This is a genomic window from Paracoccus liaowanqingii, from assembly GCF_004683865.2.
GTDB classification, from domain to species: Bacteria; Pseudomonadota; Alphaproteobacteria; order Rhodobacterales; family Rhodobacteraceae; genus Paracoccus; species Paracoccus liaowanqingii.
In genome coordinates this window covers 120,708-146,769 of sequence record NZ_CP040760.1, presented here as the reverse complement: position 1 = coordinate 146,769, position 26,062 = coordinate 120,708, and the positions used below count along the sequence as shown (strand labels likewise).

At 59.9% G+C, this 26,062-nt stretch carries 18 protein-coding genes and 1 pseudogene; 9 read left to right on the top strand and 10 right to left on the bottom strand.

From position 1 onward, the window contains the following. Window positions 1-40: 40 nt before the first annotated feature. Genes E4191_RS17440 through E4191_RS17430 form a run of 3 tightly spaced genes read right to left on the bottom strand, consistent with a single transcriptional unit; the run spans window position 41 to window position 5,602 of the window. The gene (locus E4191_RS17440; protein WP_139615737.1) at window positions 41-3,409 is read right to left on the bottom strand and encodes an error-prone DNA polymerase; all 3,369 of its coding nucleotides are present in this window, start codon (window positions 3,407-3,409) and stop codon (window positions 41-43) included. After that, on the bottom strand, window positions 3,406-4,926 hold the full coding sequence (locus E4191_RS17435; RefSeq protein WP_139615736.1) for a Y-family DNA polymerase: 1,521 nt from the start codon (window positions 4,924-4,926) through the stop codon (window positions 3,406-3,408). The genes E4191_RS17440 and E4191_RS17435 overlap by 4 nt, the downstream gene beginning before the upstream one ends. After that, entirely contained in the window at window positions 4,844-5,602 is a 759-nt protein-coding gene (locus E4191_RS17430; protein WP_139615735.1) for an ImuA family protein, read from the bottom strand. The genes E4191_RS17435 and E4191_RS17430 overlap by 83 nt, the downstream gene beginning before the upstream one ends. Before the next feature lie 200 nt (window positions 5,603-5,802). On the opposite strand from E4191_RS17430, the gene E4191_RS17425 reads away from it, so the two are divergent. Then, window positions 5,803-6,117 (top strand): SOS response-associated peptidase family protein, encoded by a 315-nt coding sequence (locus E4191_RS17425; RefSeq protein ID WP_269436678.1) that lies wholly within the window; start codon window positions 5,803-5,805, stop codon window positions 6,115-6,117. Here E4191_RS17425 and E4191_RS24615 read toward each other — a convergent pair. Together E4191_RS24615 and E4191_RS24610 are read right to left on the bottom strand one after the other, a co-directional pair. After that, window positions 6,035-6,571 carry a cation:proton antiporter domain-containing protein gene (locus tag E4191_RS24615; protein WP_269436676.1) on the bottom strand — a complete coding sequence of 179 codons (537 nt, stop codon included), beginning with the start codon at window positions 6,569-6,571 and terminating at the stop codon, window positions 6,035-6,037. The genes E4191_RS17425 and E4191_RS24615 overlap by 83 nt on opposite strands. After that, window positions 6,465-7,325 (bottom strand): cation:proton antiporter domain-containing protein, encoded by an 861-nt coding sequence (locus tag E4191_RS24610; protein WP_269436675.1) that lies wholly within the window; start codon window positions 7,323-7,325, stop codon window positions 6,465-6,467. Before E4191_RS24610 ends, E4191_RS24615 begins: the two co-directional genes overlap by 107 nt. Window positions 7,326-8,081: 756 nt before the next feature. On the opposite strand from E4191_RS24610, the gene E4191_RS17415 reads away from it, so the two are divergent. The 5 genes from E4191_RS17415 (at window position 8,082) to E4191_RS17395 (ending at window position 13,695) form a co-directional block, all read left to right on the top strand. After that, window positions 8,082-8,918: a family 16 glycosylhydrolase gene (locus E4191_RS17415; RefSeq protein WP_139615733.1), complete on the top strand. Its 837-nt coding sequence runs from the start codon at window positions 8,082-8,084 to the stop codon at window positions 8,916-8,918. Window positions 8,919-9,126: 208 nt separating this feature from the next. Next, entirely contained in the window at window positions 9,127-9,465 is a 339-nt protein-coding gene (locus tag E4191_RS17410; RefSeq protein WP_168217400.1) for an STAS domain-containing protein, read from the top strand. 1 nt (window position 9,466) lies between these two features. Next, on the top strand, window positions 9,467-9,925 hold the full coding sequence (locus E4191_RS17405; RefSeq protein WP_176562791.1) for an ATP-binding protein: 459 nt from the start codon (window positions 9,467-9,469) through the stop codon (window positions 9,923-9,925). Window positions 9,926-9,979: 54 nt separating this feature from the next. Further along, complete coding sequence (locus E4191_RS17400) at window positions 9,980-12,103, top strand: tetratricopeptide repeat protein (RefSeq protein ID WP_176562790.1); 2,124 nt, start codon at window positions 9,980-9,982, stop codon at window positions 12,101-12,103. A gap of 89 nt (window positions 12,104-12,192) precedes the next feature. Next, window positions 12,193-13,695 (top strand): DUF3131 domain-containing protein, encoded by a 1,503-nt coding sequence (locus tag E4191_RS17395; RefSeq protein WP_135817189.1) that lies wholly within the window; start codon window positions 12,193-12,195, stop codon window positions 13,693-13,695. 12 nt (window positions 13,696-13,707) lie between these two features. On the opposite strand, the gene E4191_RS17390 is transcribed toward E4191_RS17395, so the two are convergent. From E4191_RS17390 to E4191_RS17375, 4 genes are all read right to left on the bottom strand, one after another. After that, complete coding sequence (locus E4191_RS17390; RefSeq protein ID WP_176562789.1) at window positions 13,708-15,138, bottom strand: DUF3131 domain-containing protein; 1,431 nt, start codon at window positions 15,136-15,138, stop codon at window positions 13,708-13,710. A 102-nt stretch (window positions 15,139-15,240) separates the two neighbouring features. Continuing rightward, window positions 15,241-16,605, bottom strand: coding sequence for a DUF3131 domain-containing protein (locus tag E4191_RS17385; protein WP_139615729.1), 1,365 nt, complete (start codon window positions 16,603-16,605; stop codon window positions 15,241-15,243). Next, window positions 16,602-18,437, bottom strand: a complete 1,836-nt coding sequence (locus tag E4191_RS17380) for a glycosyltransferase (RefSeq protein WP_139615764.1) — start codon at window positions 18,435-18,437, stop codon at window positions 16,602-16,604. The genes E4191_RS17385 and E4191_RS17380 overlap by 4 nt, the downstream gene beginning before the upstream one ends. 188 nt (window positions 18,438-18,625) lie before the next feature. Then, window positions 18,626-19,120 carry a GAF domain-containing protein gene (locus E4191_RS17375; RefSeq protein WP_176562788.1) on the bottom strand — a complete coding sequence of 165 codons (495 nt, stop codon included), beginning with the start codon at window positions 19,118-19,120 and terminating at the stop codon, window positions 18,626-18,628. Between the two features lie 238 nt (window positions 19,121-19,358). Here E4191_RS17375 and E4191_RS17370 point away from each other — a divergent pair, with 238 nt between their 5' ends. The 3 genes from E4191_RS17370 (at window position 19,359) to E4191_RS24605 (ending at window position 24,776) form a co-directional block, all read left to right on the top strand. After that, window positions 19,359-21,323: a SpoIIE family protein phosphatase gene (locus E4191_RS17370; RefSeq protein ID WP_139615727.1), complete on the top strand. Its 1,965-nt coding sequence runs from the start codon at window positions 19,359-19,361 to the stop codon at window positions 21,321-21,323. A gap of 331 nt (window positions 21,324-21,654) precedes the next feature. Continuing rightward, window positions 21,655-22,926 (top strand): OpgC domain-containing protein, encoded by a 1,272-nt coding sequence (gene opgC / locus E4191_RS17365; protein WP_139615726.1) that lies wholly within the window; start codon window positions 21,655-21,657, stop codon window positions 22,924-22,926. A gap of 194 nt (window positions 22,927-23,120) precedes the next feature. Then, a complete protein-coding gene (locus tag E4191_RS24605) occupies window positions 23,121-24,776 on the top strand; it encodes a family 16 glycosylhydrolase (RefSeq protein WP_139615725.1) in 1,656 nt (551 codons plus the stop codon). Here the strand turns inward: E4191_RS24605 and istA are convergent. Then, window positions 24,766-25,938: pseudogene (gene istA, locus E4191_RS17355) on the bottom strand (IS21 family transposase); the annotation flags it as partial. The gene E4191_RS24605 and the pseudogene istA sit on opposite strands and share 11 nt — an antisense overlap. Window positions 25,939-26,062: the final 124 nt, after the last annotated feature.

Sequence of the window (26,062 nt, the reverse complement as noted above, 5' to 3'; positions counted from 1 at the left end):
CAGTGGGCCTTGGATCAGCGCTTCCAGCTGACAGGCGCGTTCACCGGAAATTCTTCGCCTTTACCTTCACGCTGTCGATGTGCAGGTCCGGGATGTAGATGTCGCGGGGATTGGGCGTTTGCGGCGGGGCAACCTGCGCCCCCGCCGCGGCGGGGGTGCGTGGATCTGACGCCGGCGCGCCGCGATGGACCTCGTCGCCGCGACCGTGGGGCAGGGGGAATGCCACGCCGCGCTGTCCGATGCTAGCCAGTTCCGCCGAGAGATCGGTGAGACGGTAGATGACCAGATGCACGACCTCGCCGTCGCGCTGCACGCGCCCCGCTGCCGCGATCATCCCGGCGGAAAGGATGATGCGGCGTTGGGCGTCGAAGACCTTTGGCCAGACGACGAGGTTGGCGATGCCGGTCTCGTCCTCCAGGGTGATGAACATGGTGCCCTTGGCGGAGCCGGGGCGCTGACGAACGAGGACCAGGCCGGCGATCTCCATCCAGCGGCGGTTCGGGGCGGCCATGGCCTCGGCGCAGGTGCGGATACGGCACTTCGTCAGGCCGGCGCGCAGGAAGGATACCGGGTGCCGGCGCAGGGATAGGCCGGTATGACTGTAGTCCTCGACCACCTCGCGCCCGGAAGCCATCGGGCGCAGGGAGACGGTGGGTTCGACATGGGGCAGGGGCGGGACGACGGCACGCGGGCTGCGATCCTGCCGAGCGGGATGGTGGTGCGCTCCTGGCTCGTCATCATGCCCGGCGGGTAACAGCGCATCCTGCTCTACCGCCGCGAACAGTGGCAGGTCATCGTTGCGCAGGCCCTTGATAGCCCAGATCGCCTCGCGCCGGGCGAGATCGAAGGCGGGCAGGAAGCCATCGGCCTCGGCGATGCGGGTCAGCGCGGCCATCGGCGCGCCCGCGCGGCGGCAGAGATCGGCGATGTTGGCGAAGGGCCGGGTGGCGCGGGCGGCCAGGATAGCCTCGGCGTGAGCCTCGGCCAGCCCCTTGACCATGCGCAGCCCGAGGCGGACGGTGAAGCGGTCGTCGCCGGGGTCACCCACCGGCTCCAGCGTGCAGTCCCAGTCCGACGTCGCGATGCAGATGGGTCGCACCTCGACGCCATGGTCGCGGGCATCGCGGACGATCTGCGCGGGGGCGTAGAAGCCCATCGGCTGGCTGTTCAGCAGCGCCGCGCAGAAGGCGTCGGGGTGCCAACATTTCAACCAGGCCGAGGCATAGGCGATCAGCGCGAAGCTGGCCGCGTGGCTTTCGGGAAAGCCGTAGCTGCCGAAGCCCTCCAGCTGGCGGAAGGTGCGCTCGGCGAATGCGCGGTCGTAGCCGCGTTCGACCATGCCCTCGACCAGCTTGTCGCGGAACCTGGACACCCCGCCGGTGAACTTGAACGTCGCCATGGATTTGCGGAGCATGTCGGCCTCGCCCGGGGTGAAGCCCGCGCATTCGATGGCCACGCGCATGGCCTGCTCCTGGAAGAGCGGCACGCCCAGGGTCTTGCCCAGCACCTTCTCCAGCTCCGGGGTGGGGTAGTGGACCGGCTCCTGCCCGGCCCGGCGGCGCAGATAAGGGTGGACCATGTCGCCCTGGATCGGGCCGGGGCGGACGATGGCCACCTGCACCACCAGATCGTAATAGGTCCGCGGCTTCAGACGCGGCAGCATCGACATCTGGGCACGTGACTCGATCTGGAAGGTGCCAAGCGTGTCGGCCTTGCGGATCATCGCATAGGTGCGGGGGTCCTCGGCCGGGATGCTGGCTAGGTCGTAACGGATGCCTTTATGCGCGGCGATCAGGTCCAGCCCGCGGCGCATGCAGGTCAGCATGCCAAGCGCCAGCACATCGACCTTCATGAACTTCAGCGCGTCGATGTCGTCCTTGTCCCATTCGATGATCTGCCGATCGGCCATCGCGGCGGGCTCGATGGGGACCAGATCGTCCAGACGGTCGTGGGTGAGCACGAACCCGCCCGGATGCTGGGACAGATGCCGGGGCGCGCCGCGCAGCTGCGCGGCCAGGTCGAGCAGCAGCCGCAACCGCCGGTCGCCGGGGTTCAGGCCCAGCTCGCGAAGCTGATCGTCGCTGATGCCCTCCTCGCCCCAGGACCAGATCTGCCCGGAGATGGCGCGGATCAGATCCTCGGGCAGGCCCAGGGCCTTGCCCACGTCGCGCAGCGCGCCCTTGGAGCGATAGCGGATCACCACGGCGGTCAGGGCGGCATGGCTGCGGCCATAGGTCTTGTAGACCCACTGGATGACCTCCTCGCGGCGCTCATGCTCGAAGTCCACGTCGATGTCGGGCGGCTCGCGGCGCTCTTCGCTGATGAAGCGCTCGAACAGGAGGTCGTTGCGGCCCGGATCGATGGAGGTGATGCCCAGCACATAGCAGACCGCCGAGTTCGCCGCCGAGCCGCGCCCCTGACAGAGGATGCCCCGGGAGCGGGCGAAGCGGACGATGCTGTTCACGGTCAGGAAGTAGGGGGCGTAGTCGAGGCGGGCGATCAGGGAAAGTTCATGGTTCAGGCTGGTCGTGACCTCCGGCGGGATGCCCTCGGGGTAGCGGTCAGCGGCCCCCTCCCAGGTCAGCGCTTCCAGCGTCTCCTGAGGCGTCAGGGCCGGGTCGTCGCGTTCCTCGGGGTATTGATAGCGCAGCTCGTCCAGCGAGAACCGGCAGCGGTCGGCGATCTGTCGGGTCCGGGCCAGAGCCTCGGGGTAGCGTGGGAACAGCCGCGCCATCTCGGCGGGGGCCTTCAGATACCGGTCGGCGTGGCGCTCGCGGCGAAAGCCCAGGGCGTCGACGGTGGTGGTGTGGCGGATCGCGGTGACCACGTCCTGCAGGATGCGGCGGTCCGGGACGTGGAACAGCACATCGTTGGTGATCACCGTGGCCACGCCCATCCCGGCGGCGAGGGTCGACAGCTTGTGCAGGCGCAGCTGGTCGTTCGGGCGCCGGCGCAGGGTCAGCGCCAGATACGCGCGGTCGCCGAACGTGTCCCGCAACCGGCGCAGGCGCAGGGCGCAGGTATCGTCGCCGGTGTCGGGGATCAGGATGGCCAGCAGCCCCTCGGCATGGGCTTGCAGATCGGGCCAGTCCAGCTGGCATGCCCCCTTGCCCGCCCGGGCCTTGCCGATGGACAGGAGCCGGCAGAGCCGCGACCAGGCCGGGCGGTCGGTGGGATAGACCACCACCGACATGCCGCAGCGCAGATCCAGCCGACAGCCGACGATCAGCCGCACGCCGGTCTCCTTCGCCGCCTCATGCGCGCGGACGATCCCGGCCAGGCTGTTGCGGTCGGTGACCGCCATGGCGCGGATGCCGAGAGCCGCGGCGGTGGCGAACAGCTCCTCGGCTGAAGACGCGCCGCGCAGGAAGGAGAATTGCGAGGTGACCTGCAGCTCTGCGTAGCTCATCCGAACATCCCGTGGATGAACCAGCGATGCGAGCCGGTGGCGGCATCCTCGCCGTCGCCGGCGCGGAAGATCCAGAAGCGCTGCCCAGCCTCGTCCTCGATGCGGAAATAGTCGCGCACCGCCCGGGCCTCGGCGTCGCGCTTCCACCATTCCCCGAAGATCCGCTCCGGCCGGTCGGCGCGGCGGACCCGATGGCGGATGCCGCGCCAGGAGATCCAGTTCGGAGGATGGTCGGGCAGCAGCGCCAGGGTGTCGATCGGCTCGGGGCGGGGCAGCAGGCGGGAGGGGCGGGGCCAGTGCCCGGGCCAGCCCAGGCCCTGATCCGGCGACAGCGCGGCGATCCGCGCCACCGAGCGTTCCGGCACGTCGCTGGCCACCGGGCTGAGGCGATAGACAGACCGATGGCCGACACGGTTGGCCAGCATGTCCACCAGATCCGAGATGTCGGGCGGGGCCTGTTCCAGCAAGCTGCTGGCCTGCCGGGGGACCAGCGGCTCGGCCAAGGTGGCGGTCAGGGTGATGATCTCGATGCCGAAGCCCGGGTCGATGCCGGGGATCTTGTCGCAGAGCAGCCGGGTCAGACGCTTCGGGTCGCGTTGCGCCACGGCCAGTCCCACGCGGACCGTCTCGATCCGGTTGTCGACGCGCCAGCAGAGCAGGTCGAGCCGACGCGCCCCTTCGCCCCGGGCCTCCAGGGCGGTGCAGAGATCCACGACCAGCTTGCCGATATAGCGGGCGATGGTCTCGGCGGCGGCGATGGGTTCGGCGAAGCTGCGGCGCACTTCCACCAAGCTCGCAGGGCGGAGGGGATCGATGGGCTCGGCCATCTCGCCCAGGGCCTGATCCAGCCTGCGGCACAGCTCCGCGCCGAAGCGCAGGGTCAAGGGCGCGCGGGGCGTGTCCATCAGGTCGCCAATGGTGGCGAAGCCCAGATCCTGCAGCCCGGCCACGGTGGCCTGTGGCAGCCGCAGGGCCGTCAGGGGCAGAGGTGCCAGCACCGCTGCCGTGGCGCCGGGCAGGGCGATGCAGGCTGCGCTCTCGCGGTGGTGACGGGCCAGCGCATGGGCTGCGCCCCAGGTGTCGGCGATGGCGAGGCGTGCGGTGATGCCCGACAGGGTCAGGCGCCCCAGCAGCATCTCCAGCAGCGCCTCCTCGCCGCCATGCAGGTGATCCGCGCCGGTGACGTCGATCACCACCCCGTCGGGCGGATCGACCTCCACGATGGGGGCGATGCGCTGCAGCAGCCACAGGCCAAGCCGCTCCAGCGCCTCCAGATCAGCGCGGGGATCGGCGGCCTCGACGCGCAGGTCCGGGACCAGTGCCTGCGCCTTGCTCACCGGCATGCCGATGCGCAGGCCGAGGCCCATCGCCGCCTCGCAAGCGGCGGTGACCACCCGGCGATTGCCGACCCGGCCCACCAGGATCAGCGGGGCCTCAGCCGAGGGCGTGCTGTCTGCCAGACGACGCAGCCGATCGATCGGCCACATCGGCAGGCAGACCGAGATGACCCGTGCCATCGCAACCCTCCAGCTCGAGATCGAAGGACTCGCCGGCCCGCGCCCGGATCAGTTCGATCAGCCAGCGCCGCCGCCCGACGCCCGGGACGGGCAGGGGGGCCGAGGGCAGCACCGAGACCCGCCAGCGGGTCATCGCCGCCGTGGGCTGCCCGAAATCGCTGGCATCCGCCTGGCGCCGCCAGCGCCGGAGCGCGATGCCGGTGGTCCCCGACACCTTGGCGGCCAGATGCAGGCGCCGCGAAGCGGTCATCGACAGCTTGGCCACATCCGCCACCACCGCGCCCAGTCCGCCATGCCGCAACCCTTCCTCCATGCAGGCCAGCACCGCGGTATCGTCTCCCGCCTCGACATAGATCACCCGGTCCGGTGACAGGCCCGCCTGCTCCAGCCCCGGGGCGAACAGATCGGCCTGGGTCACGCACCACAGCACCGGCCCGGGCAGCCGGGCGGCGATGCCCGCCGCGAAGCACGCCGCTGCAGCGCCATCCACCGCTCCGCCACCACCGCCCGCGACCTCGTGCAGACACCCCCTTGCCAGACCACCCTGCGGCATCCGGCGGTCGAGCATGTCCACGCCGAAGGGCAGCACTGCGCGGGCATGCGTCTCCGCGCCCTCGAGATGGGCGATGCGCGCGCGCAGGGCGGCAACGGTGGGGCGGGGAACGGCATCGGGCATGGTGGGGCAGGGGGCCTTTCATCTCAAAGTTGCGGAATCATAGTTCCTGTTTTGTTCTTATTGCGGCAATGTGTCAACCGGGGGGAAGTTCATCGTGATCCGGGGAGTGCGGGCGAGGCGAGTTCGGCTATGCTAGGCTGACGGAGAAAAGGATCAGGACCGTGTGCAACCTTTACAGCGCCACCATGCCTCAGGAGGCCATGCGCCGCCTGTTCAAGGGCCTGACGGACGATGCAGGCAATCTCGAACCAGGCCGGGTCTATCCTGACCAGTGGGCGCCAATCATCCGCAATGGCGAGGGTGGCCCCGAACTGGTGAAAGCGCGATGGGGTATGCCGTCGCCGCGAAGTGTCCTGAAGACTGAACGCGATCCGGGCGTCACCAATATCCGCAACCTGGCATCGCCGCATTGGCACGAGCAGTTTGACCCGGCTAAAGGCGATGCGAGTGCGATTTGTTTGACGGCGCAGTATCTCCGTCCCATGGTGACACATGGCGGTCCACTAAAAAGCTAGTCGATCCGTGGATAAGGGCCGAGGCGAAAATGGTGTAAGCGACCAGCGCCCAGAGCTGATCTTCATTGACGAACTCCATATGGCCCGTCGCATACCCGACGTAGTATACGGATCCGATACCCCGCACGCCAAAGAAGCCGACAATCAAGCGGTCGCCTGATGTCATTCCTGTTCTCAGAAGGGCCAACCACCCGACAAGCGGCCTGATTATAAGCAGCAAGCCAAAGCCAATCAGTGCATGCCGCCAGTCCAGAGCAGGCCAAAGCGCCGGCAGGATGCTACCGAGAAGCACAAGCAGTATCGCCGTGAGCGCGTGTTCAAGCGCCTCACTAAACGCGTGAAGCCGCTTATGAAAATGATGTTTCTCCTGAACGCGACGGCAGATGAGGCCTGCCGTGAATACCCCGATAAATCCGTAGCCTTCTACTATCTCGACAATCCCGTAGCACAGCAAGACAGCTCCGAGGGCCAGAACGCCGGGGCCGCTTTTCTCGATAGCACTGCTGCCCCAAGCTGAAAAAAGACTGCCCCAGTAGCCATCCTACGAACGCACCGACCGCTGCCCCCACCGTGATCCGGTAGAGCACATCAAACATGATCCAATCCCATAGCCAGACCGACGGATCAGCACCTTCCGCGGCTATGATCAAACCCAAGTAAACAAAAGGGAAAGCGAGTCCGTCGTTCAGGCCGGCTTCTGCCGTCAGGGTGAAGCGCACCGGATGCTCATTACCCTCCAAAGGTGGTCCGACCTGGACATCCCCAGCCAACACCGGGTCCGTGGGCGACAGGACCGCACCCAGCAGCACGGCACCCGCGATGGTCATTCCGGCCAACGCCCATCCGAGGATCGCCAGCGCCGCGATTGTCAGTGGCATCGCGATAAGCAGGAGTCGGACAGTGGGCCGCCAACGGCTCCAGCTGCCTACATTGTCGATCCGTAATCCGGTGGCAAACAGCACTACGATGACCGCAATTTCACTGGTAATCTCCCAAATCCGGGGCGACACGGTTGGGTCGAGCACTGCCGGCATGCCAGGAATGAACGTAAAGGTCACCAGGCCCAGGATCATGAGAATCGCTGAGGAGGACGCGGCGCGCAAAAACGCGATACGCGGGACAAGGTAGGCAACGAAAACGGCTGCGCCCACGGTTGCCATTAGCATATGCGTGGGAGACAGCCCAAAAAACGGCTCATGGTCTGACATTCGCTTAAGAGCCTTTTCTAAATACCGCTACCGGCGCGCCGCGGCACGATTGCGACCCAAAATCTACGACGTCAAGAGCTGACCCTTCTGCATCTGGGTTCTGCTAAACTGGCCCCGTCACCGGCCCCTGCCAGGGCCCGTGACGGGTGGTTTGCGACGTCTGACCCTTGTGGCACGACCACGTTTTCTTACCTGTCGGCACCGCCTCTCTTCATCGTCTCGAACCGGTTGTTTACGTCTTCTGTCATTTCCAATTGCCAAGCCTTGGGAAGAAAAGCCTTATGGAGTGCTGTTGGCCGCTGTGGCTTGACAGGACAATGTTGAGGGCTCGGCGTAATCTACGCCCTGCCATGAAGTTAGACCAGTCGACTGTTGAATGAAGACGCACAGAATTCGAGACAATCTCAATGCCGATCGGGGGAGGGCGCGCTTGACCGGATCGTTCCCCGCGCCAACGCGCCCGGTCGCGACGACTAGTCTTTTGAATATTTTTACGGGTGCGGGTGCCAGAGAGGAGAGATATGCGCAGAAGTTGGTGACGCCTGATCAGGCGGCGATCGCGTTCATGTACGGCGACAATCACTTCCAGGGCAATTCCCGCTTAGTAAGGTAAAAGGATCTCCTCGATCTGACCGACATTCTGAGCCCCAAACCATCGTCACATCAACTTTAAGTTGTTATAAGTAGGAAGCGCTCTCTATTGTGGCTATTGACGTTAGATACAATGGGCCCAGTGGCTCCTCCAAAACCGCTTGTGTGGCGCTGAAGTTCAAACGAATAAACCAAGAAGCGTTGTCGATGACATTCATATCAGACGTTCCTACCCTTGATCTTTACGAGTTCGCGCAGCCCTACGCGGCTGACGGCTGGCTAAAGTCTGACTGGCCCGCAGGACAATCAAGCATTCTGCAGTGGTTGCCGGACAATGTACGGCTCGCCGTCGACGGCAGTGTTGAGCTGGTGCTGAGACGGGCGCCGGAGGGTTCGGAACGTCCCTACCAGTCTGGCGAGGTTCAGTCCGCGCTGGAGGCGACGACGGGCACTTGGGGCTGGACTGTCCAGACACCCGAGATGTGGCCCGGTGCCGTCTTTGGCCTCTTCACTTTCAAGTCGGATTGGGAGAACCAGCCTTGGGTCGAGTTCGACTTCGAATTTGTTGGCGCCGACACAACGCGGGTCCAGCTTAACATCCACATGGAAACTGCTTCGGGTCAGCAAGTCACTCTCGATAATGACGGACGCGATCTTGTGATAATTGACCTCGGCTTCGACGCTTCGAAAGATGCGCATACTTACGAAATCACGGTGACCGAAGAGAAGGCAATTTTCCACATTGACGGAAAGATAGTGGGGGAGTTCAGTGGTGGCGACATGCCGGGCGGCATCTGGAACATTGGCCCGATGAACAGTTACATCAACCTGTGGGCCGTGCAGCCGAAGCAGGAGATATGGGCCGGGGTCTGGACCGACCCTCCTGCAACGCTTGTCGCCCGCATCCTGGGGGCCGAGGTTCGGCCCGGCGCGTATGGCAGCAGCTATGGCACCGGCCTGAACCGCTCCGACAGCTCAGCCCACCGAGCGGGGGGACCTTAAATGAGCTCTATTGAAGAAGGTGCCCCGAAATAGAACCGTCACGCGGCTCTGATGATGTAGCCGCCCATGCAGACAAAAAACTGCCAGTTAAAAACTGCCAGTTCTAGTCTCATAGTTCGGATTGTTTGACAGTGATGCCCTTTAAGGTAGACCGGAGTATGAAGCGCATACGATGCAGCTAACGTAACCATTGAAGGGAATGTTGTACATGAACACCAGTGAGACCCTCCGCGACGGACTGTATGTGCTACACGTCGGCGAACCTCGTCTTGATGCAAGCAAGGCGCCAGAACTCCGTGTAGCGCTGTTAGTGCCTATCGAGGCGGGACACAAGACGATGATCGTCGACCTGTCGGAGGTTCGGTTCATGGACAGTTCGGCCTTGGGAGCATTCATCTTCGCCGCAAAGAAAATGGGATCAGTGGGGAGTATAGCCATTGTGGGTTTGAATGGCGTTGTTGCAAGGTTGTTCAAGCTGACGAGCATGGACAAAGTGTTTGCAATCCATCCGACGATCGATGCGGCCGCGGCCACACTTGGGGAATAGAATGACCGGTGAAACGGATCCTCTTAGCGTTGAGCCTATCTGGATTGAGCGCGATCTCGCTGAGGTTTCTCGTGCATCCGAGGCTGTGAAAAACAGGCTAGAGGGGGAGCTGACACAAGAGCAGGCGGAAGCGGTAGATCTGGTGTTAACCGAGGCTCTCACAAATACGATCCGTCATGGCACAGTTCAAAGCGCCATCCAGATCGGCATCTATGTCCAGACGGGCCCAGGTTTCGTGGCAGTCGAGATAGCAGACAGTTCACCTCCGATGCCACAGTACCTGCTGGACGAGGCGGGGGCAGACAAGCTTGAGGTCGATCCCGACAATCTCGCGTCCCTATCCGAAGGCGGGCGCGGCTTGTCATTGATCGTAATGCTGATGGATGAAGTTGCCTATGTTAGGGTTGATGGAGAGGTCCGACTGAGAATGCTGCTGCGCACGCGTAATGGATCCCTGTAAAGGAGCGAACATAATAAAAGTATGCTTCCGGTCGAGCATTCCTGCGAGGACATATTGCGCGCAATCCTTCTCTTTTTAATCTTCATAAGCTTAGGTGTGCCAGCAATTGCCCAAAGTGCCGAGGAGTTTGCTGCAAGGGCGCGTCAACTTGCCAGCCAAGGACGTCCTGATGACGCAGCACGCTTGTTTAGGCGGGCAATCGAAATTTCGCCGCGAAAGCGCGATGATTGGCTAAGCGAATATGCGGACCAACTTGCGTACTCGGGAGCGGCCGAGGCGGCGGTGCCGCTTTATCGCGAAGTAATGAATGCCCCCCTGCAGCCCGAGGAGAAGCGGGAGTCGGCCCGGCGTCGGCTCGCACTGGCCCTGTTCTGGTCTTGGAACCTCGAGGAAGCCGTACCTGCTCTCCGCGCTGTTGCTGAAGACTATCCCGACGACGTGGATCTGCGCGAGGCGCTAAACCGCGCAACTACGGCGCTTGCAGATGTCGAGGCGGGTGCAAAACGGCTGGCGGGTTTCGAAATGCTTTGGAAGGGCGATTACTTGGCGGCAGTTCCCGCGCTTCGGCAGTTGGTCGAAGAGCGCCCTGCAGACGCAGAGCTGCGCAGTGGATTCGCCGATGCCCTGGCGGGCGCAGCAAGGGTTCGCGCGGAGGAGAAGGATTTCAAACAGGCTGTTGCTCTCTTTGACGAGGCGGCGCAGGTCGACCCCGCGCGTGCGGATCAGTTCGCCCGTCAAGAAGCTGAATTCCTTCTGAATGGCGGTTTGTGGAATGATGCTGAGACACGCTTCCGTGAACTCCTTGAGCGTCCGGAACTATCCGAAGAAGACCGCCGTGGGACACTGCTCGGACTGGCCAGAACATACGCCTGGAGCGGTCGGCCCGACGAAGCGGTTTCAATTTATGATACTCTCTTAGCCAAAGATCCTGATTTTGCCTCCGGCCTTGTTGGGCGAGGCCAAGTATTGGCAGATCTGGGTAACTACCGTAGATCACGCGAAGACTTCCTCCGTGTCCTCTCTGTTGAGCCCGAAAACGCGGATGCGATCCGCGGCCGCGCCCGCACTACACTGGGGCTGCAGCGCCCGCGTGAGATGCTCCTACAGCTTGCGCCTCTTCTTGAGGAACAAGACCCCGCCGCGCGGCTGCTCGCCGCACGGGCCTTTCACAGCATGGGTCGACCTGATCTAGCTGCGGACTTGGCACGAACAGTGGTTGCTCAAGGTGAAGCCGTCGAAGAGGGAACAACCTTTCTCGAGACCATCTGGCTTGAACAGACGCCTCTTATTACGCTTGATATTGCTCATGCATGGCAGTCGGACGGCTTACGGATAACAACCCTACGCGGACGTCAGACGACGATGTTTGAAGACGGGCTTACCAGCTTCAGTCTTGAGACCGCCCTGATACGCTACCGGGGTAATAACTTTCCGGACGTGAACCAAGCTAGTTTGAGGTTTTCGGGAAGCCGTAGGTTCAATGATGCGTTTGAAGCGCGCGGTACTCTGTTCCTGAACATCCAGGACTCGCGGGAAGGGCGAAGCCGTTCGACTACCTTCGACACAGAAATCGGGTTTAACCAAAATGACATATGGCGGTATGGGCTTCACTTGAGCCGGCGATATGCAGGGGACACGAGCCGTGCAATTGTAGAGCGAATTTTTGCAAATGACTTTGGCATTTCAGCTAGGTTCTCTTCTTCGCCCGAGATGCGGGCGGCAGGACGCATGATGTGGAGCAGTTTGAGTGATGGCAACCGCCGCTTATCCTTTGAGGCAAACGCGTCGCGGCAGGTCCTTGCAGGCGACCATCAGGTCTGGCTAGGTGCGGAGCTAAGAGGGTTCACATATGACCGGACCAGCGATTTCTATTGGAGTCCATCCTCTAATGCCAATGTTTTGGGGACGATGCAGGCTTTTGGTCCCCTTCCTCGTGGTTGGCGATATGGGCTCAACGGCTCGCTTGGCTACAGCCGCAGCGCGCCCGACAACCAGGGCGTGACTTACGGGATACGTGGCCAGATCAGCCGAGAGATATCCAAAAAAGGAAGCATTGCATTGAGCATCTCCCACACCTCTTCGCTCGCCCGAACAGGGGAAGCCGGGGAAGGCTTTGGCACCCTGAAGTCGGCGTGGAACCGCAGTGAAATCGGCGTTGTGCTGCAGCTTAGGTTCTGAACAGAGCGGAACAGCATGCGTCGGTTTCCACCATCCTTCAGGCGAAGACTCTCGATTGACGTACAAAGGTAAACAAAGGACGCTCTCGTATGGGAACCCCACCATTGCATCATCCAGCAGGTAAGCCGTTCTTAATTCAACTCCGCTTGGGGGCTCCATTCGCCGTGGCTTTGGCCGCGATGATGTTGATTACCGCCTCCGTGGCGCCTGGAATAGCTGCGCCGGCCAGAACCGGCATGGATGGGGAACTATTCGCGGGAAGTTCGGGACCTTCATTCCAAATTGCGCAACTGGAGAATTTCCCGCGTCGGGAGCGCGGCGAGCAGCAAGCTGGTGTGCTGACCGAGCTCGAACTGATGTGGGCTGAGGCTGCCTGGTCTTATTTCGCAGAAATGACGTCCGAAGCCACCGGGCTTGTGCCATCAAGGACTGGAATTTCTCACACCTCGATGTGGACGGTCGGCGACCATGTTGCAGCCCTTGTGGCTGCGCGACAGATCGAGTTGATCGACGCGGTAGAATTCGATCGTCGGTTTACTGCAGTTCTTGGCTTCCTGAACTCGATGCCCCTCGCATTCAATACGCTGCCAAACCAAACTTATAATATCGAAACCGGAGCCCCGCTTGGCGCTGATTTCGAACCCGGGATGACCGGGTGGTCGGGAGTGGATCTGGGACGATTGCTGATCTGGCTGCGCATTGCTGCAGTCGAATATCCGTTTTACGAGATCTATATCCGGAACACCGTCAGTAGGTTTAATGTTTGCGATATCGTCGACGAGCAAGGAGGTTTGCTCGCGGCACGTTCCACTGAGACCGGGCAGCAACTTCAGCCCGAAGGCGGCCGCGGCTACGACGCTTATGCCGTTGAAGGCTATCGTGCTTGGGGTCTCGATCTGCCAGCCGTGGCTATCGAGGTGCCGAATTATAGATTGGAGATCTACGGAGAGTGGTTCCAGGTCGACGAGACGCCGATCCGCATCCCTCCACTAATGACGGCTCCGCCCTCTTATCTCGGGATTGAGTTCGGCTTCGACGGTCTGGCTCTCAATGAGATCGATGAACTTATCGACGGTGTGCGCACAGCAGAAGAACTCTTCGTGACAATGCATACGGTTCAGGAGGAACGCTACCGCGACACCGGCATCCTGACAGCCCGAACGGACTACCGTCGAGGTGCAGAACCTTTTGCCCTTTACGACACAGTAATCACCAACGGTTATCCTTGGAGCACCGTTGACACAAACGGGGCCTCCTATCCGCGGTTATCCCTCCTGTCGACCCGTGCAGCCTTTGCCATGTCTACGCTGCTGGAAAGCGAATATGCTGAAACACTGCTGCAAGCGGTGACCCCCCTTTATAGCGAGAATGGGTGGGGCGAGGGCCGCTACGAGTTGTCGGGAGCGCACGAACGCACTCGGACCAGCGCAACTAACGCCTTCATTCTCGAAGCTTTGGCATACCGCCAAAATGGACCGCTTTTCCCTGCCTCTGCCCGTCCGGAGGTATTGGGTCCCTCGGTTACAACTGCCGCGCAGGGCATGTGCCAGCTGCCGTTTACCGTGGCAACAGACAGAGCGGCGCAGGATTGAGCGGCCACACCTTCAGCGCACCTGCGGCACAGGCAGGCAGTTTGCCTTGGCCATGCTGTCATCCACTCCTTGTGTCCAAGCGGTCGGAACACGAGTCAAATCCTTGAGAAGCGGCCCTTCAGTTTTGAAAAGCAAGGTTTCAAGCATGATGCCATTGTTGTTCGATGTCTGGGTCCGGATCGGCTCTCCACCTTCCTCGAATATTCCTTCGTAGAAACCGAGTTCCGGATCGAACTGTGGCTTGATCAGATCGAAGATCATGTCTGTGTAAGGTGTATCCCAAAGAGCCCATAGTCCGAGGGCGCCCTTCAGTGCTACGGCGGACAGTTGGGGCATGAACTCGCCCCCTTCCGTCATCGTTGCCCACGGGCGGCCATTGCTAAAGATAGTGTCGTAGACAAAGTAAGGCGCTTCGGAAAGCTGATGCTCGGTCCTCGCCGTCACAATCCCCGTTGCCTCAAAACGGCGCTCCTGCACCGTGTAGATATTCTGTGCAAATCGCGGCAGCCAGTCCTCGATCTGACCGCCGTCGAAATAGTCCCAACCAAACTCCACCCCTCCAAGCGCATAGCTTTCGCTCACGACGTAGTTATGAGCCCCAAGGATGCGCGGGTCGCGGCTATCGTAGGCAACCTCCACCCCATAAAGCCAGATGGTCTCGTAGGGCTCAGGCTCGAGGGCGGTGGACACGTCGAATCCCCAGAGCGAAAAACCTTTGGCGGCATACTCCTCATAACCGAGCCGGCCTTCCTGAAGGTAGCGGACAGAACCGTCTTCGGCCAAGGCCGTGCCGTAGGTCACCCCAGGCTCTTGGACAAGGCCACAAAAATTCCAGCGCCGAACGATCCGGTTAGGAACCTCTTCAAACTGAGGATAGCGTTGTTGGACGATCCGGAGCCATATCAACATACGGCCCATGTCAATCGCCGAGCAGCCAATCTCTGCCGGTTGGTTCACGTAATTGACCAGCTGGACTGTCTGTGTGTTGTAGGCCTTGTTCGGACATTCGTTCCGGAAAAGTTGAATATGCTCTAAAGTGGAGAGGACGCTACGCAGACGCTCTTCGGCCTCCGCATCCTCGACAAGGCCAAACGAATGTGCGGCGATAAGCCCAGCAAGATAGGAGGCAGTATCCCACAACGTCACTGACGGGTAATTGTGAGTAGAATTCACCAAACCACTCTGCGGCTGATGGTTGTTCTCAAAATAGCGCCAGGCAATGCGCGCCATCTCGAGTTCATCATCGGTGAGCGGTCCAAATCGCGGAAGCGCCACTGGGTCTGTGGTTGCTAGCGGCCGATCGGGCCAGTGCTCGTCGGCCGCAGCAGATGTACCCGCCCCGACCATGAACAGCGGTTGTAGCAGCGCGACCAAAAGAATTAGCGCGGGTTTAGTGCCACAGATCATCTTGAACCTCTGATCTAAGCTGGAATGTTTAGTCATCGCCATGAACCTCGGCGTTCAAATGTGTTGATAAGCACCCCAGTCAAGCCTCAGACCGCTTCGCGGCAGGTGGACACAGGCGCTCCAAAGCTAACAAGGACTTCACTTTCCTTCCTCCGCTGCCAGCAAACCTGATCTACCTTCGTCTTCGGGCATGCGAGGATGCAAGATTGGGCCGAATACCGAGTAGTGAAGTGCCGACAGGATCACCCCGTTGGTGTTCGCCGTCAGGACCGTATTGGGTTCGCCAAATGTTTCAAAATGCCCGGCCATCCAACCTTCCGGTGTCTGCAAATCTGCTACGGCAGAAAAAAGAGAGGCTGTGTAGTCACTTCCGTAGAGTACGTGCCAACCCATCGATCCCTTGGTGCTCAGAGTGCGATAATCCGTTGCCTGCTCTCCCGTGTCGGTCAGCACGTTCCACGGCTTGCCGTTGCCGACGACGGTGCTGTAGACGAAGTACGGTGGTCGATCGAGGTGATCCTCGGTGACTGCGGTGATGATTCCGGTCTCGGCATGGCGGCGCTCCTGTGCCTCATAGACTCGGCGGGCCAGAGCCGCGGTGCGGGTATCCCATCCAAATTCTAATCCGTGCAGGATATACGGATCGCTGAGGGTGTAGGTGTGCCCTCCAAAGGTCTCAGGATCCCGTCGATCCTCCGGAACCTCGACGCCGAATACATCAAACCAATCCAGATGCCTTTCAACGCGCTGCGCCTCTTGCACATCATAGCCCATGACAGCAAAGCCCATTGCCGCATATTGTTCATAACCGACGCGGCCCTCCTGCAGCAGCAGATAGCCGCCCTCTGCAGTAGGCTCGGCTCCGACCATCTCGCCTTGTCGGACGGCAGCACCTATGTCCCAGTAGTCCAGGACCGCACTGACTGCAGGCGCATGTTCGGGATAATGGCGCATGATCGTGTGCAGGGACACGAGCATGCGTCCAAGATCAAGTGCGGACCAGCCAATCCCCTGGTCGACCGGTTCGTTTGCATAATTCGTCATCTGCAACGTCCGAGTATCATAGGACTTGTTCGGCAAAAGGCCTGCAAAAAGCGGCATCTGCAAAAGGCTTTCGAGCGCCTCCTCTACAATCGTATCGAAGCTTGGGCGGTTTAGGACACCCAGTCTCTCCGCCGAAACTGCGCCGAGCAGGAAGGATCCGGTATCCCATAGCGTTGTTGCCGGATAGCCCGCCACGGAGTCGGCAAGCCCAGTCTCGGGACGAATATTTGCTTCGAAATAGCCCCATGCCGAACGCGCGGCCCCAAGTTGATCCGGCGTGAGCTCATGAAAGGGCGGCGGCTCATACGCCGCCTCTTCCTCTGGCAACCAACTGTTCGGCGGCTGCCGCGGGCTCGGCTCCCAGGCTTCAAGTGTAAAAATCAAAGCGAAGGCAACGATAAGCGCCAGCAAAAAGACAATGTTGCCGCGCGCGGCCAGTAACCCTTGGCGAAAGGTCATGCGATGGCCTCCTGAGTGATTGGTTCTTCTTCATCTGGTCGCCAAAAAGCAGCTCGGATGATGCCGCTCATAGCAAGAATATTGTTTGCCCCCCAGAACGCGTTAGCGACAAGGCCGCCAGCCGTGTAGTTGTCTGAACCCATCAAGTAGGCGGTCAGGGCGAACGCCAGGGCGGCCAATGTCAGAACCACGACAACGATCTGCGGTATCACCAGGCGCTGAAAGGTGCCTGCCTGACGACTTTTCGGCGTGACCGGGAACTTGATCTTCTCCCCTTTTACGACAGACCACATGGCGCGAAGGTTAAGTGGGAAGAATGACAAATACCAAAGCCGAGATTTGTACCCTGCGATGCCCCAGGTTCCAACCAGCGTCGCGAGTTCGTTCAAGATCAGAAACGGCAAGATGTGCTTGTAGAAATCAGTGGAATACGCTGAGACCGGTGCAATTGCAGAAAAAAGGTAGACGATGGGGGCAAGCAGGAACACGACATTCCAGATGCCGGACAAGTAGGACCAGAATGTTGCGCCATACATCAGCCGCTGTGGCCAGGAGAGACCGGACCGCAGGAGCGGGTTATCATGGAACAGAATGTCGAGGCTACCGCCTGCATATTTAAAGCGCTGAATTGACCAAGTAAGAAGGTCTTGCGGCGATAGCATCTTGGATTCGACCCACGGATGCAGAACCGATTTCCACCGTCTGTTGGGGTCCGAATGCAGAATAATCGAAGTATAAATGTCTTCCGAAACATGAAACTTATAGGGGGTAAGCTCTGTCGCAAGTAGCGCTTGTCCGCGCAGATGGATCCTTACATCTTCAGCAAGCACCTTTTCGTGAGTCACTCGACGAATTGCCGCCTCCTCCTTCTCGGCTTGCTTCGTAACGGTTTCGCCGTAGGCAGACAGCGCGGCTTGCATCACCGCTTCGCGCCTATGGATTGAGCCAGCGCCGCAGCAGAAAGAAGCATTGGCCCAGTTTCGCCGGCGCAGAATGATCTGGTAGAACATCTCCGGGTCATTGACGAAGGGGTCACTGCCGATCCGGATCGGGCCTGCAATCTGCTCAAGACCTCGTCCCATAGCCCGGCCGAACCAGCCAAGCCTCCGGCTTAACGCTTCTGCAATTGGGGTGCCCTCGGGGATGTCATAAAACCATTGGGGGGTCTGCACCCACGCCATGTCAGGATCGCGGAAATAGCCAAGGGTGCGTTCAAGCATAGTTGGAAGAGGACGCGTGTCCGCATCGCAAATGACGATGAAATCACCGGTGGTGACCTCGAGCGCGTTGCGAAGGTTCCCTGCCTTGAAGCCAATATTGTTGTCGCGCGTGATGTAATTGGCGCCCTCTTCCTCAGCCATTCGCTGCATTTCGACGCGGCCGCCGTCATCAAGGATGTGAATTCGTAGGTTGATTAGGTGCGGATAGCGCATCTTTGCGGCGTCTCGCACGCCGAGTCGAACGAGATCTACATCTTCATTATAGGTCGTGAAGAAGACATCAACGGAAACCGGGCGATCAGGAGCTTCAGGATCGTCCAAGCAGTCTGTGATAGAAGCAGGTGGTGGCAGGATCGGAAGGTCACTGGTCTTCCACATATTGATCGTGAAAAAGATCAAGCCGATGAAGGCCGTCGTCTCAGCAATCACAAGCGGAATTGCAAACCATAGGGCACTGAAATTAAGGCTATCCGTCCAACGCCAATGAAGATACCAGGCACCGGTGACGAGAGCGAGCACTGCAAGAAATTGGTAGAGGAGTTGACGCCCCTCCGAATGCGGGACCGGCTCAGGGGGATCTCGGTGTTCGTAACGCTCAAAGTAGTAGCCCATCGTCGATTTCGTCCACATCCTTTGGCCGCCCGCCAATGAGGCGCCGTTCCGTAGTTGACTCAAGATGGCCATGAATCCAGCCTCGTTTCAACTACAAGAAACCTTTCCAAGACAAGCAGCTTTGGCGAAAATTCCCGTGGGACCGTGTTGGCTACCAGTTGCGCCTGTCACCGCAGCTCACATCCTGTCTATCTCAAAAAACTAGGAAACTGGGCGTGGGCAATCCCGCTGATCACCTGATCAGCAAGTTCCTCTAGTTCCGCAATGTCACCGCGGGAAAAATGGCGGCGTTTCTGATCGCAGATGCAGAGAGCGCCCAATCTTACTTCGCGCATAAACAACAGCGGCACTCCGGCGTAAAACCGAATATAGGGAGGGCCAGTAACGAGCGGATTGTCTTTGAAGGCCGCATGTTCGCTGGCGTCCTCGACAATCAAGGGCATATCCGACCGTATCGTGGTATTGCAGAAACTTCTCTGGCGCGGGATGACATCCAGTACGTGCCCGCTACCCGCGACCGTGACTTGCCGATGATCGTCGATCAGATTGACCATTGCCGATGGCACGCCAAAGCGATGCCTTGCTTGATCACAGACGCTAGCCAACAGCGGTTGCAGCGCTTCTCTGTGCTTGAGAATCTTGGAAACGACTGCCGCCCTTGCACTCATTTCCTGTCGATCCATCCTGCAGCAGCTTCCTCTAGCGACCATGCCCTCATGCCGAACCGATGAAATCGTGGGCGCCCATCATTGCGCCTGCGCCTTCAGTGTAGGACATTGGAGCTGGATTGTGCAGCAAAGCGGTTATCTAGGGAAGCGACTATTCTGAAAAACGTTCCACACTGAGCGAACTTGCCACGACGCCAATTTCCCTATTATCTAACGTTGCCAAGGGCGTTAGTTGATATATATGCTTTTCTAAATGACCATACGGCGCACGCTCATCGGACTGACAGGCTTTTTAGGCTTGGCGCTTCTCGCAACAGTGGCGGTCCAAATCTCGTCTGCGGTTGAAGCCTATAGACGCGCGAGTACTCTGGTGGAGTCAAATACGGCGCGCCGGGCGCTTAGCGAAGCAGCTGCCGTTCTCGCAGCCGAGCGAAGTCAGGTGTATCTCACCCTCCAGGAGGCGCTGCCGCCCGAAGCGGTGGTCCCAGATCTCCCCCGCGAGACCGACCAGGCATTGGCTGCCGCTATGGACCGGCTTCGGGAACTGAGCCCTTATCTGGGAGACGAACTTCGGGTCTTTTTCGACATGCCGCGGCGCATCAGGGAGCTTCGTGAAAATGCGGTGTCAGCGCAGAAGGGTGATCAGGCTACCCGAGCACGGGTGGCCGAGCAGTGGTTTGAAGGAATGATTGCAGCCATTGATACTGTGGAGGCACTGCAACGAGATCTTCTTGCCGAAGGGCAGGCTGCCGATCCTGTCTGGACGGCGATGATTGAGATGGAAACGCTCAGTTCCACTTTGCTCGACTACATCTACCGGAATCAAGCGCGTCTTCCGACCCTGCTCAACGTCGGTCGACGCGATCCCAACCTGCTCGACCCGGCGCAGCGCAATGCCGCCAATACCGAACTCACTCTGCGGCAGTTGCGGGACCGATTGATTGCCGATGATCCCGCCGTCCGTCGACACCTCTCGGAGCTCGCCAACAGCTATTTCTCGTCCTATCGTCCCGTCGAGATTACGATCCTGCAAGCCGTGGCACGGGATCAAAGGCCGGCCAGGCAGCCAGAGGACTGGCTTCTTGAAGCGTCCCGTGTTCTGCCTTGGGTCGAGCGCTTGCAGTACGATCTTTCTCAGCGTTCGGCAGGCCGCCTGCAAGCGAACCTTACCGAGGCAGCCTGGAGCGCTGCGAGGTGGCTCACGCTCCTTCTGTGCGGCGGGGCGGCGGTGGCGGGCAGCATTTACGTGATCCAGCGCCGGGTGCTGTTCCCAATCGAGGCTCTGGAACATGCGATGCTCGGGCTTGCAGAGGGCAAGTTCGACACCCCGCTCCCGCTTGCAACACGAAATGACGAAATAGGCGCGATGGCTGATGCTCTTCGGGTCTTCAAGGCCAATGCCATCCGACGGAAACGGCTTCAAGATGAGCGAACCATTCTGCACGAAAAGCTGGAGGAGGCTTATGGTCAGGTCAAAGCAGATCTCGAGGCAGCCGCGGCAGTTCAGGCAGCTCTTCTTCCTGAGCCGGGGCAGGTCAATGGCGTCGGCTATTACGGCTACTTCAAGCCCGCCCATTTCATCGCCGGCGATACCTATAACGTGTTTGGCCTCTCGGATGGGAGGGTCATCTTTTTTCTGATCGACGTCGCGGGCCATGGCGCGCCGGCAGCCCTCGTCTCTGTCGCGTCGCATTACAGTCTCGTTCAAGCTTTGATTGCGCGCAAGCCGCTGGAAGGACTTGCCAGGGCAGTTGAAACGCTGAACGATGACTGGCCGGAGAACATGCCGTACTTCACCATGGTGCTCGGGGAAGTGGATCCGATCCTGGGCAAAGGACGAATGGTCCAAGCCGGACATCCTTCTCCACTTTTGATCAGCAGGGCCGGCATGATTACTGCCCTCGGCGACGGTGGCCTGCCAATTGGCGCGCTTTCTCAAGTGCCTTTCGAAGAGGTGTTGTTCGACTTCAATCCCGGCGACCGGCTTTTCGTCTACTCTGACGGTTTGACAGAGGCCGAGAACGACAGTGACGAAGCCTTCTCCGAAGAACGGCTACATGATCTGATCCTACAACAGCTGCACCAGAACACGCCGGACATGCTTTCAGAAATCGAGCGCACTGTGCGCTCTTGGTGTGCTCCTCGTGATCTTGACGACGATCTCACCATGCTCATTCTCGAAGCGAAGCCCGCTAAAACCGGGGCTACCCACACATGAGGTGACCGCCCCCTTTTGTGGATCCTCGCAGACCCCTCTTGGCACGGAGATGCCGTTGGGGGCGGCCAGATTATCAAAACCCGGTAAGTCCAATCACAATTTAACAATCAATTTTAAAGCAACGCACTGAAATATATAAATAATAAATTTTGGGTTGTGCGGTTTTTGCCGGTTTCACCGGGACTCGAGCGACAAACTGATGACATTCATCCAGAGGAAAGGGCAGGCGCCGCAGACTGGGTTTTCAAACTTATGCTGCGTCTCAGCATCGTCGCCCCACAGTTGTACTCTTTGGGCCCAGTCCTTGCGCTAATGTCAGAAGGATCACCCTATGGCCAAGGCCCGTTCCCATTCCCTCCTGGATGCCCCGGCGCCGCCGGACATGGCGTCGCTCTATGGGCGGCACGGCTATCCGGTTGCTCACAAATCCCGGGACTTGCGTTTTGATTTCATGCGCGGTTTTGCCATGCTCTCAGTAGTTGCGGCGCACCTGGAGATGTTTTCCTGGTTCAATTTCCTGTTCTGGGAACGGTTGGGCCTGATCTCGGCTGCAGGCATGTTCATCGCTGCGGCTGGTCTGGTGCTGGGACTGGTGAATCGGCGGGTGATGGAACGGGAGGGCATGGCTGGCGTGACCGAGCGGGTCTGGCGCCGCAGTTTCGTACTCTGGCGCGCGCTGGTGGTGACGGTTCTGCTGATCATCCTGGTCCGATCCCTGGGCATCTCCGACATGTCGGCCGTGACAACCTTCACGGACCGGTGGGCGCAGCAGACCCACCCGATGATCCCGTCTCCAGACGCGCCGTGGCTTGATCAGATTGCCTTGGTTCTGACAATGCGCGTCTCACCCCACCAGATCCAGATCCTCGGCCTTTACGTCCTCCTTCTGGCGATCGCGCCAGGGGCGCTGTGGTTGCTGCATCGTCGGCTGCTGGGCGTGTTCTTTGCGCTGACTTGGGGGATCTACTTTACCGGCTGGATGAGGCCGCTGGACACGCCGCTCATGTCCATGCTGTGGGAATACGCTTTCCCCCTGCTCATGTATCAGGCCTTGTTCATGCACGCGCTTGCGGTGGGCTTCTTCCGCAACGAGATTGCCGAATGGCTTTCAGAGCCTACCCGTAGACGCCTGGCAGTCACGGTGAGCTTAGGAATTTTCTTTGCCTATTTCGTTCTTGCACAGACAACCTCGAATCCAACGTTTCCAGCGTGGTCACGGCTTGGTCTCATCTCGCCCGAGCGCTTTGATACCATCTACAATACTTACTTCGTCAAGAAACAGCCAAGCCCGCTCCGCTTCCTGAACGTCGCAGCCTTCTTTGCCGCATTTTATATCCTGCTGACCTATTTCTGGAGACCGATCAACAAAGCCCTCGGCTGGCTCCTGATACCGCTTGGGGAGGCAAGCCTTTACGTGTTCTTGATGCACCTCCTGTTCATTGCCCTGATCAATCAAATCCCGGGCTATTTCGATGTCATCCCGGACTGGCACGATGTCTTGCCTAGCCGCATCTGGTTCAACACGGCCCTCTATATCGGCACGATCCTCGGGCTGTGGCTGATGGTCCGGTACCGGGTGCTGTTCAGCATCGTGCCGCGCTAAGAACTGACAGTTTCATGAGCAAGACCGCGGCGGCAGTGGTCGCGAGCTACTAAAAGTCTATTCAAATTAACTCTTCCTTAAGTTGTATTTTGCTGTATGCCCCATTTAGGCACTCGGCATTTGGGTGTTCTGCGGGCCCTCCATCGCCGCTTTTGAGGAGACCGGAGGTCAAGGCGGCGGCATGGGGCACCGGCATGACGACACCTACTACTTCCGCAATTGATCCGGCGCTGGATCTTTTTGAGTTCTCGCAGCCCTACACCTCAGATGGCTGGCTGAAATCGGACTGGCCCGCCGGGCAATCCAGCATCCTGCAGTGGTCGCCGGACAACGTTCGGCTCATGGCCGACGGGAGTGTCGCGCTGGTTTTAGGCCGTGCGCCGGAAGGTTCGAATTATTCTGTCCAATCCGGTGAGGTTCAGTCTGCGGAAACCGCAACCACCGGCACCTGGAGCTGGACCGTGCAGGCACCCGAAATGGTATCGGGCGCCGTCTTCGGCCTCTTCACCTACAAGGCGGACTGGGCGAACCAGCCGTGGGTGGAATTCGATTTCGAGTTTGTTGGCGGCGACACGACCCGCGTACAGCTCAACATCCACATGGAGAACGCTGCTGGCGAGCACGTCACGCTTGACAATGATGGGCGCAACTTGGTGGTGGTCGACCTCGGCTTTGACGCTTCAAAGGAAGCGCACACCTATGAAGTCACGGTAACCGAGGAAAAGGCGGTCTTCTACATCGACGGCAAAATCGTAGGCGAGTTCACGGGCGCTGACATGCCAGGCGGCATCTGGAATATCGGACCGATGAAGAGCTACATTAACCTTTGGGCGGTGCAGCCGGCGCAGGAGATATGGGCCGGGGTCTGGACCGATCCCGGTGAGCCGCTGGTGGCGCGCATCATGGGAGCAGAGGTTCGGGCCGGCGAGTACGGCAGCATATATGAGGCTAATCCGGAAGCTCCGGTAGCCATGCCGACAGAGCCGGCAGACCCTGATCCCATGGAAGAGGTGGCAGAGGATGGGACCATCACTACTTTTTCAGAGCGCTCGTACGTGCTGGCAGATCACGTCACCAACCTGATCCTAACCGGAAGTGCCAGCGTGGACGGCACTGGTAACACGCTGAATAATCGTCTGACCGGCAACGCCGGCAACAACCTCCTTGACGGAGGGCTGGGGACCGACACGATGGAAGGAGGTGCTGGCGACGATACCTACATTGTCGACAATGGGGACGATCGGGTCATTGAGACGGCAAACGGGGGGACTGACACTGTCCACGCCTCAGTCTCCTTCGTCCTGCCAGACCACGTCGAGAACCTGCTCCTGTCCGGGAGCGCCAACCTGAATGGCACCGGCAACGCCCTGAACAACGGCCTAACCGGCAACCCCGGCAACAACCGGCTGGATGGAGGAACGGGCACTGACGTGTTGGATGGCGGTGACGGTAACGACACCCTTCTGGGTGGGGAGGACAATGACTGGCTAATCGGCGGCCTTGGCAAGGACGTTCTTACAGGCAGTATGGGTGCCGATCACTTCGTCTTTTTGAGCACTGCCGACTCTGGTCCGACCGCTGCGACGCGGGACGTAATGACCGACTTCAGCCGCAGTCAAGGCGACAAGATCGACTTTTCTTTCATCGACGGGAACCTGCGTCTGTCCGGGGACCAAGCCTTCCAGTTTGTTGGCACGGCAAAGTTCTCAGGCACGGCGGGCGAGTTGCGCTACGAGTACAGCAAGAACGTGACCCTGATCCATGCTGACACCAATGGTGACGGGGCGGCGGACTTCTCCATTGAGCTTTCCAAGAAGACCGCTCTCTTCATGGATGATTTTGTCTTGTGATTGTCCGTCTGTGCCGCCAATCATAGATCGTCCGCGGTGGCAGTTGGTGACTGCGTTGGATCACGCGAGGATGCTCGCACAGGATGTTTCCCTCGGCCGCCACGACAAGTCGGTCTGGATAGATCCGCAAGCTGACGGGACGGTTGGCGAACGACGCGGGAACGCTATAGCGATTGCGCTCGAAGCTGATCAGGCAGGTGGGCGAGACGCGCTTGCTCAGCTCGATGAAGCCGTCAAATGCCACGGGCAACGGCATCAAGGCAGCCCGTTCTTCGGCCCAAACATCGGCGATCGTGCCGGGCCGCGTCCCATGTGCCGTGCTTTTCCACAGCTCCAGACAATGCTGTTCCAGCCAGGCATTCAACGCGGCGAGGTCTGCGAACTCAGGCATTCCATGAAGCAACTGGTGACGGGAGTCCCGCACGTTCTTCTCGACCTGCCCCTTCTCCCAGCTTGCTGCCGGATTGCAGAACTCGGGCTCGAAGACATAGTGGTTCGTCATGGCGAGGAAGCGCATGTTGACCTGTCGTTCCTTACCGCGGCCGACACGATCCACTGCCGTCTTCATGTTGTCGTAGATGCCCCGGGCAGGCACGCCACAAAAAACCCGGAACCCATGCCAGTGGGCGTCAAACAGCATCTCGTGGGTCTGCAGCAGGTAAGCGCGCAGCAAAAAGGCCCGGCTATGCGATAGCTTGATGTGGGCCATCTGAAGCTTGGTGCGCCCTCCCCTCAGAATGGCGAAGTCGTCACTCCAGTCGAACTGGAAGGCCTCGCCCGGACTGAAAGACAAGGGAACAAAGGTCCCCCGTCCTGTTGTGTGCTGCTCACGCTGACGATCTGCTCGCCAGTCCTGCGCAAAGGCTGCCACGCGGTTATAGGATCCAGTGAAGCCAAGCTTGACCAGATCGGCATGCATCTGCTTCAGCGTTCGTCGCTGTTTGCGCGACTTGCCGGTCTCCGTCTTCAGCCAGCCGGCCAGCTTCTCCGAGAAGGGGTCAAGTTTGCTTGGACGTTCGGGCGTCGCAAACCTTGGCTCGATCGTGTTCGCTGCCAGATGCTTTGTCACGGTATTGCGCGAAAGACCCGTGCGCCGCGCAATCTCGCGGATCGACAGCTTCTCGCGCAAATGCATGCGTCGGATGATGTTCAAAAGTCTCATGTGGATCACTCCGTTACCCCCGCCGCTGACCGCTATGGGGGAAGGTTCACATGGCTCACTTCTCAGTGGAAATTATGCGCCTACCCGGCTCAGTTCTGGGTGGAAATCAACACTTGATTGGCAC

Excerpts from the sequence above, each read along its gene's own strand:
- E4191_RS17440 (WP_139615737.1), bottom strand. The coding sequence starts at position 3,409 with ATGAGCTACGCAGAGCTGCAGGTCACCTCGCAATTCTCCTTCCTGCGC.
- E4191_RS17435 (WP_139615736.1), bottom strand. The coding sequence starts at position 4,926 with ATGGCACGGGTCATCTCGGTCTGCCTGCCGATGTGGCCGATCGATCGG.
- E4191_RS17430 (WP_139615735.1), bottom strand. The coding sequence starts at position 5,602 with ATGCCCGATGCCGTTCCCCGCCCCACCGTTGCCGCCCTGCGCGCGCGC.
- E4191_RS17425 (WP_269436678.1), top strand. The coding sequence starts at position 5,803 with ATGCGCCGCCTGTTCAAGGGCCTGACGGACGATGCAGGCAATCTCGAA.
- E4191_RS24610 (WP_269436675.1), bottom strand. The coding sequence starts at position 7,325 with ATGTCAGACCATGAGCCGTTTTTTGGGCTGTCTCCCACGCATATGCTA.
- E4191_RS17410 (WP_168217400.1), top strand. The coding sequence starts at position 9,127 with ATGAACACCAGTGAGACCCTCCGCGACGGACTGTATGTGCTACACGTC.
- E4191_RS17405 (WP_176562791.1), top strand. The coding sequence starts at position 9,467 with ATGACCGGTGAAACGGATCCTCTTAGCGTTGAGCCTATCTGGATTGAG.
- E4191_RS17395 (WP_135817189.1), top strand. The coding sequence starts at position 12,193 with ATGGGAACCCCACCATTGCATCATCCAGCAGGTAAGCCGTTCTTAATT.
- E4191_RS17390 (WP_176562789.1), bottom strand. The coding sequence starts at position 15,138 with ATGACTAAACATTCCAGCTTAGATCAGAGGTTCAAGATGATCTGTGGC.
- E4191_RS17385 (WP_139615729.1), bottom strand. The coding sequence starts at position 16,605 with ATGACCTTTCGCCAAGGGTTACTGGCCGCGCGCGGCAACATTGTCTTT.
- E4191_RS17380 (WP_139615764.1), bottom strand. The coding sequence starts at position 18,437 with ATGGGCTACTACTTTGAGCGTTACGAACACCGAGATCCCCCTGAGCCG.
- E4191_RS17375 (WP_176562788.1), bottom strand. The coding sequence starts at position 19,120 with ATGGATCGACAGGAAATGAGTGCAAGGGCGGCAGTCGTTTCCAAGATT.
- E4191_RS17370 (WP_139615727.1), top strand. The coding sequence starts at position 19,359 with ATGACCATACGGCGCACGCTCATCGGACTGACAGGCTTTTTAGGCTTG.
- opgC (WP_139615726.1), top strand. The coding sequence starts at position 21,655 with ATGGCCAAGGCCCGTTCCCATTCCCTCCTGGATGCCCCGGCGCCGCCG.
- E4191_RS24605 (WP_139615725.1), top strand. The coding sequence starts at position 23,121 with ATGACGACACCTACTACTTCCGCAATTGATCCGGCGCTGGATCTTTTT.